The sequence below is a fragment of the Streptomyces sp. NBC_00122 genome (assembly GCF_045160845.1).
Classification (GTDB): domain Bacteria; phylum Actinomycetota; class Actinomycetes; order Streptomycetales; family Streptomycetaceae; genus Streptomyces.
In genome coordinates this window covers 5373221-5386810 of record NZ_CP108191.1, presented here as the reverse complement: position 1 = coordinate 5386810, position 13590 = coordinate 5373221, and the positions used below count along the sequence as shown (strand labels likewise).

The window sequence follows — 13590 nt, the reverse complement described above, 5'->3', positions numbered from 1 at the left end:
GGCCTGGCCCTGGCCGGGACCGGGCCCGGACCCCGACCCGAGTCCGGGCCCCGACCCGGGCCCGGACTCAGACGAACTCGGCGACGCCCAGGTGGAAGTCGACCGGGAGCGCCTGCCGGCCGGGGATCTCCAGCTTGCGGTAGACCCGGGTCAGGTGCTGTTCCACCGTGCTCACGGTGATGTAGAGCTTCTGGGCGATCTCACGGTTGGTGTGGCCGTGCACCGCGAGCAGGGCGACCCGCTTCTCCGACTCGCTGAGACTCGCGACGAGGTCGGCGTGCGGGGTCTCGGCCGTCTCGCCCGCCTCGACGCCGTCACCGGTGTGGCCGGGGAGGATCTTCACGCACAGGGACTCGGCTCCGCACTCCCTGGCCACGTGCCACGCGCGGCGGTTGACCATGGCGGCGCGTGCCGGTTCGCCGAGCTCCCGCAGCACCTGGCCGAAGTCGCTCATGGCACGGGCCAGTTCGTACTGGTCCCCCGAGCGGTGCAGATCGTCCACCGCCTTGGCGAGCATCGCCTGGCGCTCCTTCGGCTCCCGCAGGGAGGCCCGCAGCCGCAGGGACATGCCGCGCACCCACGGGTCCGCGGCGTCCCGGCCGCTGAGCTGGTCCGCGAGGAACCGTTCGGCCTGGCGTGCCTCGCCGAGCCTCAGCAGGGCCTCCGCCGCGTCGGTGCGCCAGGGCAGGAGCCGCGGCCGGTCCAGGCCCCACCGCTTCATGTGGCGGCCGACGTCCAGGAAGTCGCCGAGCGCCGCGTGGAACCGGCTGGTCGCGAGGGCGTACTGGCCCCGCGCGCGGAGGTATCCGAGAGCGTGGATGCTCCCGGTCAGCTCGGCGGGGACGGGCCGGCTCAGTACGGCCGCCGCCTCCTCGGGCCGGCCCATGGCCGTGCAGGCCCGGACCAGGGTGCCGGCGACCGCGCTCAGCAGGACGCTGCCGCCGCGTGCGGGTACGGTCCGCAGGACGCCTTCCGCGGTCTGGGCCGCGCCCCGGAGGTCTCCCTGCCGCATCCGGGCCTCGGCGAGCAGGCCGCCGAACACGGCCTGCCAGCCGGTGGCCCCGCGCTGGGTCGCCTGGAGCAGGAAGGACTCGCACCAGGGCAGCGCCCGCCCGGCGCCGTCCAGGTACAGGAGGGTGCGCAGGGCCTGCACCACCGGCTCCACGGTGCCTTCGGCGAGGGTGGCGCCCCGGAGGAAGAGTTCGGCGGCATGGGCGGCGGCGCCCTCCTCCGTCTCCACCGGGAGCGCCCACAGGGCCGCCGGGTGGACGGGGGTCCTGGCCGTACGGCCGGCCGGGGGCGGTCCGGCCTCGGCCGGTGTGCAGCGGCGGGTGGAGGCCGCCCACTGGGGGAAGGCGGAGAGTCCGTCCAGCGGGTCGTCCCCGGGGATGTCCCCCTGCCTGCGCTCCGCACCCGGGTGCCGCCCGCTGCCGGCCGCCAGCCGTTCCAGTACGTCGGCCGACTCGTCGATCCGGCCCTGGGCGGCCAGCACCCTGGCCAGCGGGCCCATGGTGTGCGCTGCCAGCTTTCCGGCGGCCAGGGCGGAGAGGGGTTCGCGGAGGTGGCGTTCGGCTGCCGCGGGGTCGGTGCGGCCGGCCACGACGCTGAGTTTGACGGCGAGTTCGGCGCGCCGCGCGTCATCGGGGCTGGCTTCCCGGGCGAGTTGCAGGACGGCCGCGGCCTGTTCGAGGGCTCCGTCGGCGACGTACTGGTCCGCGGCGGAGCGCAGCACGGGCAGGGCCCATTCCTCGCAGGTGTGCCGTGCGCCGAGGAGTTGGTCGGCGACCGCCATGTCGGGCGCGCCCGAGGCCCGGGCCAGCAGGGCGGCCTCCCGGTGCAGGGCCTGGCGGGCGGCCGGGTCCATCCGGTCGAGTACGGCGGCCCGCGCAGCCGGGTGACGGAACCCGTGCCCGCCGTCGTCGGCGAGCAGGCCCGCGGCGTCGAGCGCGGCCAGGGCCCGGGCGGCGGCGGCTTCGGGGGTGCCCGTCAGCCGTGCGAGGTGCGCGGCGCCGGCGAGGCCGTCGAGCACGGCGATCGCCTCGGCCAGTTCGGTGGTGGCGGGCCCGCAGCGGTGCAGGCAGGCGAGCACGGCCTGGGCGTAGGCGTCGCCCGGACGGCCCTGGGGGTCCTGGAGTAGGGACCGCAGCAGCAGCGGGTTTCCGCCGCTGGCCCGGTGCAGCCGCTCGGTCTCCGCCTCGGTGCGGTCCGGCAGCATGGCGCGGACGGCCTCGGCGGTGAACCGTTCGAGCCGCAGCCGTACGAAGTGGGGCAGCCGGAGCAGTTCGGTGCGCAGCAGCGGGTCGTCGCCGCGTTCGTGCACGGACTCGGCGAACACCAGGAGGACCCTGGCCTGCCGGGTGCCGCGCGCCAGGTGCAGCAGGTAGCGGCTGGAGAGCTCGTCGACGTGGTGCAGGTCGTCGACGCAGATCACCACGGGTGCGGCGGCGCTCAGTTCACGGACGGCGGCGGCGAACACCTGCATGGCCTCGACCCGCCCCGCCTCGTCCGGAGGCGGCGGGAGGGCGCCGGTCGGCGCGTCGGCGGCCAGCTGGCGCAGGACGCCCAGCGGATGGCCCCGTTCGGCCGCGGTGCCGATGGCGCGCAGGACCGTCGCGCCGCGGGCTTCGGCATGGGCGGCGACGGTCTCCAGGAATTCACTCTTCCCGCAGCCGACCGCGCCTTCGAGCAATAGTAATCCGGCATTCCCTTCGGCACAGCCGTCGAGCAATGCGTTTGACAGAGATAGTTCCTCGGCACGCCGGAACAACACCATAGGGTCCCCCAGTGTCCCTTTTCCGTGCGTTCCGGGAAGGACCGCGAAAATCGGAAAGAGGGATGGTCGAGCATTGCTTGAGCGGGAATTCAAGATCAGTATAGGCTCGAAATCCCGCCCCCACGGTGTCCGGAAGTTGCCAGACATCAATCCCCGGCCGTACCGCCGGGGAAGATCCGGCGCGGTACGTCGCGCGGGTGGCCCGGCCTGCGCCATTCCCGCGGGTAACCCACGGACACCTCCTCGAAGCGCACGCCGTCGTACCAGGTGGTGCGGGGGATGTGGAGGTGGCCGTAGACGACGGCCGCCGCCCGGAACCGGGTGTGCCAGTCGGCGGTGAGCTCGGTGCCGCACCACTGGGCGAACTCGGGGTGCCTCAGGATCTGCGTCGGGTTCCTGACCAGCGGAAAGTGATTGACGAGCACCATGCGCAGGTCCGGGTCGCAGGCGGCGAGGCGCTGTTCGGTGACCTCGACCCGGGCCCGGCACCAGGCCTCACGGGACGGGTACGGGTCGGGGTGCAGCATGAACTCGTCGGTGCACACCACTCCGGCCTCGTAGGCCTGCTCCAGCGCCTGCTCCTGGGTGGCCGCCCCGGGAGTGCGGAAGGTGTAGTCGTACAGGAGGAAGAGGGGGGCGACGACGAGCGGTCCGCCCGGCCCCGACCAGACGGGGTAAGGATCCTCCGGAGTGTGCACGCCGAAGGAGCGGCAGATCTCGACGAGGTGCCGGTAGCGTGCCTCTCCGCGCAATGGCACCGGATCGTCCCGCAGGGTCCAAAGATCATGATTTCCCGGCGCCCACACCACGGTGGCGTAGCGGCTGGTGAGCAGGCCGAGCACCCATCGAAGATCATCGGGAGACTCGCCCACGTCACCGGCCACGATCAGCCAGTCGTGGGGACTGTCCGGATTCAGCTCCTCGACGATCCGGCGATTCTCCCGGAATGAGACGTGGAGGTCGCTGATGCCCATGAGGTTTCCGTGCGGCATTCCGTGAGGATGGGCGACGGACCTCGCGGTGAACACCCCTGCCCATCCCCTCAACCGCCGGTGGAGGCACGGACCCCGGCGCATGACAGGCGGATGGCAATGTCGGCGGGGGCGGTGCCAGCCTCCCGGCAGGAGGCGGCCGGCGGGGGCGGCGGATGGCAGTGGCCTGGGAGGAAACCGGGTGCGCGGCGGCCGATCGGGGCGGGCCGGGCCTTCGTCCCTGGCCCGGGCAGGGGCGGCGGCGGCAGCGTGGGAGCTGTCAGACCGACACATCGACCCGAGGGAATGCCGTGCTCACGAAGCTCCTGCCATCGGATGTCGCCACCGCCGAGTCCACCGTCGACCCCGACGAGGTGTTCCTCTTCCCGGAGGAGGAACGCCTGATCAGCAACGCCGTTCCGAAGCGGCGGGCGGAGTTCGGGACCGTGCGGTGGTGCGCCCGACGCGCGATGGGGACCCTCGGGGTGCCCGCGGCGCCCGTGGTGCCGGGGCGGCGCGGGGTCCCGCAGTGGGACGCCTCGCTGGTGGGGTCCATGACGCACTGCGCGGGCTACCGGGGCGTGGCCCTGGCCCGCGCCTCGGAGTTCACCGCGGTGGGCATCGACGCGGAGCCGAACGCTCCGCTGCCGGACGGGGTGCTGGAGTCGATCGCACTGCCCCAGGAGCTGCGCCGCACGCGGGAGCTGGCCCGGGCGGTGCCGGAGGTCGCGTGGGACCGGCTGCTCTTCAGCATGAAGGAGGCGGTCTACAAGACGTGGTTCCCGCTCACGGGTCAGGAGCTGGACTTCACCGACGCCCTGGTCACCGTGGACGCGGGGCTGGAAACGTTCCGCGCCCGGCTGCTGCCGGACCCCGGGTGGCTCTCGCCGGACGGGCCCGCCGCGTTCAGCGGCCGCTGGTCGGCGGACGACGGCGTACTGCTCAGCGCCATCGCGGTGCCGGCCGCGCGGCCGGCGGCCGCCGGGGCCCGGACAGCGCGAAGCGCTCCCCCCATCCACCGTGCGGGGAGCGCTTGCTGAACCGGATCACGCGCGGGGTTCCCTCATCCCCACCGGTCGTCCTCCGGTGCTGCGGTGAACCCCTGGCCGGCCCCGTCGGGCCCGCTGACTCCGACGGACAGAGCGGATGTGCTCGGCAGAACCGGGCCCGACATGAACTGCACCCCCAAAACAGACATGACCATACCCGTCAGTAAGGTCAAGTAAACCGAAGAGAATTTACCGGAAATTACCCTCACGACTCCCCCAGTCGAAGATCGAGATTAACTCCGTCAGCACGCCTTCGCCCGATTTTTCCGGCTTTGGCGTCCCTGGTGATGCGAATAGAGTGCTTGATATCGATCATTCGCGCCAAGGGCCTCACGCTGGCGTAAAGTTACGTGGCAGCAATTACACCGATCAGTGGGGGCTGGCATGTTCGCAGGGGAGGGCCCGGATTCGGGGTTCGCCGAGCTTGATGACCTCAGCGCAGCGGCGTACGGTCTCGCGGTCGAGTGCGGGCGCTTCGTACGCGAGAAGATCGCCGAGGAGCTGTCGCTGACACCCGCGGAGATCGCGCGGGTGGAGCAGGTGCTGTGCGGGGTACGCCTGCTGCAGTCCATGCCGGGGCATCCGTCCGAACTGACCCCTGTCACACCCGATGTGGCGGCCGCGTCCCTGGTGGCTCCCGCGGAGCGGCACATCAGGGAACTGCAGCAGGCGGTGACCGACGTCCGGGCGAAGCTGCTGTCCCTGACGCCGCTCTACTTCGAGGGGCGCCGACTGCGCAACCGCCTGGAGGCCTTCGACATCATCACCGATGTCAACCGGATCCAGGCGATGCTCAACCACCTGAGCCAGAACTGCAAGAGCGAGCTGCTCACCGTCCAGCCCGGCGGCGCACGCCCCGCGGAACTGCTGGAAGAGGCGCGGGAGTCGGCACTGTCCACCCTGGCGCGCGGCGTCCGGATCCGGACCATCTACCAGCACACCGCGCGCAACGACCTGCCCACCCGCTCGTACGTCCGCGACGTGAGCCTCCAGGGCGCGGAGATCCGCACCGCCGACGAGGTCATCGACAGACTGATCATCTACGACCGGGAGGTGGCCTTCCTGCCGGAACGATCCTCCCGGGACCGCGCGCCCGGGGCGGCGATCGTGCGCGAGCCCACGCTCGTGGCGTTCCTGTGCTCCGTCTTCGAGTACCTGTGGGACGGCGCGTCCCCGTACGTCGTGGAGTCCCAACGGTCCCCCGCCTCCTCCGACGAGCTCAAGTGGTCGATCATCCGGCTGATGACCAAGGGCTACAAGGACGAGATGGTCGCCCGGCGGCTCGGCATGTCGGTGCGCACCTGCCGCCGCCACATCGCCGAGATCACCGAGGAGCTGGAAGCCACCAGCCGCTTCCAGGCCGGCTACAACGCCGCGCGTCAGGAGATACTCTCCGGCGGTACGGCGGCGTCCTCCTTAACCTGACGTTCCGTGGTGTCCGGCTCCCCAGGCGCTTGAACCCGGCGGCGGTCATCGCCCCGGGTCCTCCTCCAGCGCCTCCGTGATCGCGTCCACGCAGTCCTGGTCCAGCATCGTCGTGACATGGGCGTCCTGGAGCCGGCCGAAGCCCGCGTCGTAGACCGCGGCGCTGACGACGTAGCCCCCATCCAGCGGGAAGGTCCGGAAGATCCACTCGTCCCCGGTGCCCGCCGTCCCGTCCGGCCGCTGGACGCGTACGGGCCTGCCGTCGGGACCGAAGCCGAACTCGGTGAAGCGGAACTGCATGCCCTGGCCGATGGCCTTGCTGTAGGCCTCCTTGAGGGTCCACAGCCGCACGAGCGCGCCGTTGCGCTCCTCCTCCGGCATCCCGGACAGCAGCACCAGCTCGTAGGGCGTGCAGATGTGGCGGCCCAGACCGCTGCCGTACATCTCGCGGTCGGCGCGCTCCGCGTCCACCCCGATCAGGCCGCAGGTCGTCAGCCCCACGAGGAGCAGGTCCTCGGTGTGGCTGAGGCTGATGTCGATCTGGTCGCAGCCGCGCAGGTACGGGCGGCCGGTCGGCCCGTAGGCCAGTTCCAGGTCGGCGGGTTCGCTGGCGAGCACCGCACCGGCCGCGTACTTCAGCAGCATCCGGGAGGCGATGTACCGGTTGCGCACGTCGGCGTGCGTCAGGTCGAGGTACCGCGTCCAGTCGCGGCCGAGCAGTTCGCGCAGGCCGTCGCCGGACGGCAGGACGGGCTCCAGGTCCTTCAGCCACGCGTAGGCCAGCGCCGTCCCGTGGGTGGCGAGGTCGTCCCTGACCCGGTCCCACGAGTCCCCTCCCGGGACCACGGCGACGGGCGCACCGAGCGGCGGACCGAGCGTGGGGCTGCCCGGGGCGGTCATCCGTACTCCTTCACCAGCGTGTGGATGTCCCGGAGGCTGTGCGCCTCCAGCAGACGGTGCACCGGCACCCGGTGGCCCGACTCCTCCAGGAGGGCCAGCAGCCGGAGCAGGTTGAGTGAGTCCCAGCCGGGCAGGTTCACCAGAGCGGTGTCCGCGCCCGCGGGGATGTCGAGTTCCAGGCCGAGGTCGTCGCGGACCGTCCGCAGGAACGTGTCGACGCTATCGAGGTTCATCCGCCGGCCTTCCCCCAAAGGATTCGGTGATGTGTACGTGGCCGGGGACGTCGGGCACCCGCGCCAGATCGTGGTGGAACTCCACCGCCCCGTCCCCGGCCGCACGGGACCGGGCCCGCGTGAAGCCGCAGGACGGATAGAGGTCACGGACGCGGTGGTTGCGCGCCGTGGGTACGTACCGGGCCGTCACCGCGGACAGCCCGAGGTCGCGGGCCCGGCCCAGCAGCACGGCGAGGCAGACCTGTTCGACGCCGCGGGCGAGCACACGGCAGCTCAGCCACATGTTGTCCAGGTGCAGCGCCCCGTCGGCGAAGGTCCCCAGCACCGCTCCGACCAAGCCGTTGTCGCCGAACCGGTCCGCGGTGCGGGCGGCCAGCAGCAGGTGCCGGTCCGGGTCGGCGGCGAGCGACACCAGCTCGGACTCCTGGTGTCCCCCGCCGGTGAGGTTGAACTGGTTGGTGCGCAGGGTCAGCTGGGACAGTCTGGCGAACTCGTGGGGCCGGGGCGGGCCGAGGTCCACCCTGACCCCGAGGGCCCGCAGGAACTCCTCGTGCGAGCCCGAGCTCTCGTGCAGGTCCCGGCGTTCGCGCTGCCTGTGGTACTCGCCGGTCCTGGCCCGGTCCTCGTCGGTCAGCCGCAGGGTGTCGAACCAGCCGTCCGCGAGAAGCCGGGTCACGTGCAGCGCGGGCTCCTCGTCGAGCGGTACGACGGCCACCTCGGGCGCGCCGAAGCGCACCTGGGCGCGCTCGGCGGGCGAGTCGTCGGCGAAGACGAGGGCGTCGGTGGCGATGTCCAGCCGGTCCGCGATGTCGGCGAGATTGCCGTCCTTTGGCTCCCAGTTGGCGTTGATCCGTACGAAGTCCTCCTCGCGCAGCACGAGGTCGGGATGGCCGCGCAGTGCCGCGAGGACCGGGCCCTCGTCGTTCTTGCTGCTCACCGCGAGGAGCACGCCTTGGGATCCGAGCTGTTTGACGCACTTCTGGAATGCTCCGAAGGCCTCTCCCCGCAAGGTGCCGGCCGCCGCGACGCCGTCGGGTCCCCGCTCGCCGAGCACCCCGTCCCACAGGGTGTTGTCGAGGTCGAGCACCAGGCACTTGCGGGTCATTCCGCGCAGGGCGCGCGCCAGGTGCGCGACCTCGCGGGCGTACGCGGCGAGGAGTTCAGCGCCGAGCTGCACCTTGGCGTAGCGCGCCAGGCGCTGGTCGGTGACCGGCCCGCCCTCGCCGACCAGCGGTTCGAGGTCGATCACCACGAGGCGGGTGGCGGACCCGGTGAGGCGCAGCAGGCGGGCGTTGAACTCGCGCCACACGGCGCCGAGCAGGGCCCGGGAGCGGTGGTCGAGGAGCTGGTGGCTGTAGGCGCGCGGCAGCGGGACGGTGTTGAGCACGAGGGTGCCGGGGGCGCGGTCCGCGAGAGCGGCGCACCGGCGCAGCACCTCCTCGCCCGCCGCTTCGACGTCCTCGGCCCGCCACACCGCGGGGACCTCGCTGAACACGGTCTCCGCGTCGAGCAGGCACAGCGTCAGATCCGGTGCTGCCTCCCGCAGGTCACCGCCGGGCCCGGTCAGGTCGCGCAGATAGGTGCCGTGCTCGCCGAGGACGGGACGCAACAGCAGTCCGTGGCGGGCCAGTTCACCCGTGAGGGGATCGACGACGTGCCCGACCGTGGACTGGCCTGTGACGGCCACCGTCACGACCGGTGTCCGCGGATGGTGGGCCAGCACGGCGTCGGGGTCGAGCCCGGCGAGCAGCCGCCCGGCCGCGGCCCCGGCGGCGGCGCCCGCGGGCGTGCCCGCGCCGCCCGGTCCGCTCTCGTCGGCGAGCAGCGCCGGCACCTGGTCGTACTCCTTCTCCAGCAGGCCCCGCGTGCGCAGGTCGCGCAGCCGGTCCAGTCCCGTCGTCATCGACGCCTCACACCTTCTCCAGGGCGAACCCGGCTCTGATCCACCTGCTGGACTCCACGCACAGCGCGAGTGCGCGCTCTCCGGTGGCGAACGTCGGCAGCAGCCGGTCGAGTTGCAGGAACGGCAGGGCGTTTCCCGTGTTGCCGGTCTCCGAGACGCAGGAGATCTCCCGCGCGGAGGTGACCGGCAGCCGCTCCAGGATCCGGGCGGTCATCCGCCGGGACAGCTGGGGCGGCAGCAGGTAGCCGATGTCGTCCAGGCTCCAGCCGAGTCCGCCGAGCAGCTCCCAGAGGATCTCCACGGAGATCGACGGCACGTGCTCCTCGATCGCCTTGTAGTCCTCGGCGAGCATCCGCCGCTCCGAGTGGCGGTCAGTGGTCCCGTACCAGTCGAGCACCTGGCCGGGCGGACGGCCCTGCCCGGTCCAGGAGTTCAGCACCGCCCGTACGGCCACCCGCTCGCCCTCGGGCTCGTCGGTGAGGACCGCGGCTCCGGCGCCGTCGCCGAACAGGACGTAGTTGACCAGTTCCTCGGTGGGCATCCGGGCGGTGTCCCCCCGCGGCGACAGGAAGCGGTGCGTGACGTCCCCGCCGAGGATCAGGCCGGCCCGGCGGCCGCCGGTGATCAGCGTGCGGCCGAGGTCGAGGGCCTGGATCGCGCCGGAACAGCCCGACTGGAGCTGGAAGACGGGCAGATGGCCCAGGCCCAGCCGGTCGGCGACCTCGCTCGCGGTGGTCGGCAGCAGCAGGTCGGGGGTCGCGGTCGCGAGTACCAGGAACTCCATGTCGGCGGGGTCGAGCCCGGAGGCGTCGATGGCCTGCGCTCCGGCCTCGGCGCACAGGTCGGCCAGCGAGCCGCGGACCTCCCCGGTCTCCGGGTCCCAGCCGAAGTGCCGGGTCCGGGTGCCGACGAAGACGTCGATCCACTCTTCGCTCACGCCCAGCAGCCGGCCGAGCGCGGTGTTGTCCACCGGGTCGCCGGGCAGCGCCGTACCGGTGGCCGCGAGGTAGACGGCGGGGCCCGTCATGCCGACCTCGCCGTGATCAGGTCGCCGAGGAACTCGGACAGCGAGCCGACGGAGTTCAGCGCGGGCAGCATCTGCTGGACGGACACCTCGCCGACGCGTGGCAGCCGGGCCTCCACCCGGTTCTTGAGCTGCATGATCATCACGGAGTCGAAGCCGAGGTCCTCGTGGAACCGGGCCTCGCGCACCACGCGCTCCGGCGGGTATCCGCCGACCTCGGTGACCGCCTCGACCACCGCGAGCAGCACCGGGTCGCCGGCGTCGCGGGCGGTGGCGTCGCGGGCGGTGGCGGGCGCGGCCTCGGAGGACCGCCGCTCAGGCGCGCCCTCCGGCCGACGCTCCTCGGCCGGAGCCGGGAGCGGGGCGGCGGGCGGCGGCGTCCGCCGGTCCCAGTAGCGCTGGGCCGAGGAGAAGACGTACGGGCTCAGCGGCTCGACGACGCGGTGCTCTGGGGCGTACAGCTCCTCCCAGAGCGGGTCGAGTCCGCAGCGGTGCAGCGCGGCGACCGTCTCGGCCAGGTCCCGGCCGGTCGCCTCGGGGCCCGGGGCGGGGTGCAGGAACTCGGCCCCCGGCGCCCGCCCGCCCCGGGCGGCGATCTGCAGCAGCTGGGTGCGCGGACCGATCTCGATCAGATGGGTGGGGGCGATGTCCGAGGCGAGCGCTCCCAGCGCGGTGTCCATGAGCACGGGCTCCTCGATCTGGTCGGCCCAATAGCCGGCGTCCATGGGCTCGTGGTGCAGCATCCGGCCGTACCGGGTCGAGGCCACGGGCAGCGCGGGCGTCGCGCACCGCACCTCGGCGGTACGCAGCCCGGCTGCGGCCGGGGCCATCAGGACCGAGTGGAAGGCGTGGGAGACGGGCAGCTCCCTGACCCGTACGCCGCGCCCGGTCAGCTCCTTGCCGATCCTCGCCAGGACGTCCAGGGGCCCGGAGACCACGGTGTCCGCGGGGCCGTTCAGCACGGCCACGACGGCCTCCGGCTCCGTCGCCAGGATCCCGGCGAGCTCCTCGGGTCCGGTGGCGGCGGCGATCATGCCGCCGCCCCGGGGCAGTTCGCCGATCAGCGCGCCGCGCCGGACGACCAGGCGGGCGGCCTCCTCCAGGCCGAGGGCGCCCGCGGTCACGGCCGCCGCGTACTCGCCCAGGCTGTGGCCGAGCACGGCGGCCGGGGCGATACCGAGCGAGGTGAGGGTGCGGGCCAGGGCGTAGCCGACGGCGAACAGGGCGGGCTGCGCGAACTCCGGCCGGTGCACCCGCTCGTCGCCGCCGAGGATCAGTTCGCGCACCGAGGTGCCCAGGGGTCCGGCGAGGGCCTCGTCGGCCTCGGCGAGATGACGGCGGTAGGCCTGCGACTCGTGGTGGAGCTGCGCCGTCATGCCGGGGTACTCGGTGCCCTGTCCGGTGAAGAGGAAGGCCACGACCGGTCGCCCCCACGGGCGGCCGGCGTTCCCGGCGCCGTCCTGGGCGGCGGCCCGGCGCAGTTCGTCGACCAGCTCGTCGGTGTCGCGCACGGTGAGCGCGAACCGGTGCGGCAGGCCGGTCTTGACGCGGTTGCTGCTCCAGCACAGGGCCGCGGCGCCGCCGCGCGGCCGCCTGGCGACCGCGTCGGCCTGGGCGGCGAGGTTGCGGCGCAGCGCCTCGGGGGTGTCGCCGCTGACGGTGAACACGCCGACCGGCCCGCGGGCGCTGCCCGTACGGGCCCGGGCGGCGGCAGCGGTCCGGCGGAGCCGGGGCGCCGTGCCCAGGATCGCGTGGGCGTTGGTACCGCCCATGCCGAAGCTGCTCACCCCGGCGAGGCTCTCGCCGCGCGGCAGCCGCATCGGGGACTTCAGCAGCCGCAGGCCCCGGTCGGCGAGCCGCAGCTGCGGGTTCTCCCGGTCGGCGAAGAGGCTGGCGGGGACGATGCGGTGGTGCAGGGCCAGCGCGGTCTTGATGAGTCCGGCGATGCCCGCCGCGCCCTCGGTGTGGCCGAGGTTGCCCTTGACGGAGCCGAGCGCGCACGGGGTGTCGCGGGGGACCCCGTGCACCGCGCCGAGCGCCGCGCACTCGATGGCGTCGCCGAGTACGGTCCCGGTGCCGTGCCCCTCCACGAACGCGACGTGGTCCGGGGTGACACCGGCCCGCCGGTACGCGGAGTTCAGCACCCGTTGCTGCGACCAGCGGTTGGGGGCGATGACCCCGTTGCTGCGGCCGTCCTGGTTGACGGCGCTGCCGCGCAGCACGGCGTAGATCCGCTGCCCGTCGGCAACTGCGTCGTCGAGCCTGCGCAGCACGACCAGGCCGACGCCGTCGCTGCGGCCGATGCCGTCGGCGTCGGCGCTGAAGGGCTTGCAGCGGCCGTCGGCGGCGGCCAGGCCGAGCTGTCCGTAGACCATGCCCAGGGAGGGCGACAGCACGATGTTGACGCCGCCGGCGAGGGCGGTGTCGCACTCCCCGGCCAGCAGGGAGGTGGCGGCGAGGTGCACGGCGACGAGCGAGGAGGAGCAGGCGGTGTCGACGGCGAGGCTCGGCCCTGTGAAGTTGAAGTGGTACGAGATCCGGTTGGCTGCCATCCCGGCGCTGCTGCCGGCGCCGAGGAGCGGGGTGACGCGCGCGAGGTCGCTCATGGTGAGGCGGCCCCACTCGCCGCCCATCATCCCGACGAACACGCCGGTCTCGGTGCCGGCGAGTTCGCCGGGGGCGCGGCCGGAGTCCTCCAGGGCGCGCCAGGCGCAGGGCAGCAGCAGCCGCTGGTGCGGGTCCATCGCGGCGGCCTCGCGCGGGGTGACGGAGAAGAAGTCGCTGTCGAAGACATCGACGTCGCCGAGGAAGCCGCCGCTGCCGCTGACAGCGGGGAAGTCCTCCGCTTCCCAGCGCTGTCCGGGGACGGGGCCGATCGCGGCCCCGCCCCGCAGCAGCAGGTCCCAGTACGCCTGCACGCCCGCCGCCCCGGGGAACGCGCAGTCGATGCCGACGATGGCGATGTCCCCCATCAGCGCTGGTCCCGCGCGGACGGATCGGTGGCGGCGAGGACGGCCGACAGGTGACGGACCAGGCTCTCCACGGTCGGGTGGTCCCACAGCAGCGTCGGCTCCACCTCCAGGCCGAACTCGTCCTCCAGGTCTCCGCACAGGCTCAGCGCGGCCACCGAGTCCATGCCGTACTCGGCGAGCGGCACGGTCGGGTCGATGGTCTCGGGAGCCCGGCGCAGGTACAGCGAGAGCCGGGCCGACAGCCAGGCGTGCGGCGGTACGCCGACCGCGGTCGCCGTGGTCGCGGTGTGCCGGCTGGTGGGAACGGTCATCGTGGGACTCCTTCGGTGCGTACGGCCCA

At 73.1% G+C, this 13590-nt stretch carries 10 protein-coding genes; 2 read left to right on the top strand and 8 right to left on the bottom strand.

All coding sequences use genetic code 11. The features are described from left to right. Nucleotides 1–67: 67 nt before the first annotated feature. Nucleotides 68–2773: an AAA family ATPase gene (locus OG737_RS24935; protein WP_328928379.1), complete on the bottom strand. Its 2706-nt coding sequence runs from the start codon at nucleotides 2771–2773 to the stop codon at nucleotides 68–70. A gap of 146 nt (nucleotides 2774–2919) precedes the next feature. After that, entirely contained in the window at nucleotides 2920–3765 is an 846-nt protein-coding gene (locus OG737_RS24930; RefSeq protein WP_405677876.1) for a metallophosphoesterase family protein, read from the bottom strand. 290 nt (nucleotides 3766–4055) lie between these two features. Here OG737_RS24930 and OG737_RS24925 point away from each other — a divergent pair, with 290 nt between their 5' ends. Next, a complete protein-coding gene (locus tag OG737_RS24925; RefSeq protein WP_405921992.1) occupies nucleotides 4056–4784 on the top strand; it encodes a 4'-phosphopantetheinyl transferase in 729 nt (242 codons plus the stop codon). A gap of 393 nt (nucleotides 4785–5177) precedes the next feature. Continuing rightward, a complete protein-coding gene (locus OG737_RS24920) occupies nucleotides 5178–6218 on the top strand; it encodes a LuxR C-terminal-related transcriptional regulator (protein WP_328928376.1) in 1041 nt (346 codons plus the stop codon). Between the two features lie 45 nt (nucleotides 6219–6263). On the opposite strand, the gene OG737_RS24915 is transcribed toward OG737_RS24920, so the two are convergent. From OG737_RS24915 to OG737_RS24890, 6 genes are read right to left on the bottom strand one after another with little or no spacing between them, the layout of a single operon-like run. Then, the gene (locus OG737_RS24915; RefSeq protein WP_328928375.1) at nucleotides 6264–7118 is read right to left on the bottom strand and encodes a 4'-phosphopantetheinyl transferase superfamily protein; all 855 of its coding nucleotides are present in this window, start codon (nucleotides 7116–7118) and stop codon (nucleotides 6264–6266) included. Further along, complete coding sequence (locus OG737_RS24910) at nucleotides 7115–7351, bottom strand: phosphopantetheine-binding protein (RefSeq protein ID WP_328928374.1); 237 nt, start codon at nucleotides 7349–7351, stop codon at nucleotides 7115–7117. Before OG737_RS24910 ends, OG737_RS24915 begins: the two co-directional genes overlap by 4 nt. Further along, the gene (locus OG737_RS24905; RefSeq protein ID WP_405921991.1) at nucleotides 7338–9254 is read right to left on the bottom strand and encodes an HAD-IIIC family phosphatase; all 1917 of its coding nucleotides are present in this window, start codon (nucleotides 9252–9254) and stop codon (nucleotides 7338–7340) included. Before OG737_RS24905 ends, OG737_RS24910 begins: the two co-directional genes overlap by 14 nt. Nucleotides 9255–9261: 7 nt before the next feature. Next, nucleotides 9262–10281, bottom strand: coding sequence for a 3-oxoacyl-ACP synthase III family protein (locus OG737_RS24900; protein WP_328928372.1), 1020 nt, complete (start codon nucleotides 10279–10281; stop codon nucleotides 9262–9264). Then, nucleotides 10278–13250, bottom strand: a complete 2973-nt coding sequence (locus OG737_RS24895; RefSeq protein WP_328928371.1) for a type I polyketide synthase — start codon at nucleotides 13248–13250, stop codon at nucleotides 10278–10280. The genes OG737_RS24900 and OG737_RS24895 overlap by 4 nt, the downstream gene beginning before the upstream one ends. After that, on the bottom strand, nucleotides 13250–13561 hold the full coding sequence (locus OG737_RS24890) for an acyl carrier protein (RefSeq protein ID WP_328928370.1): 312 nt from the start codon (nucleotides 13559–13561) through the stop codon (nucleotides 13250–13252). The genes OG737_RS24895 and OG737_RS24890 overlap by 1 nt, the downstream gene beginning before the upstream one ends. Between the last annotated feature and the right edge of the window lie 29 nt (nucleotides 13562–13590).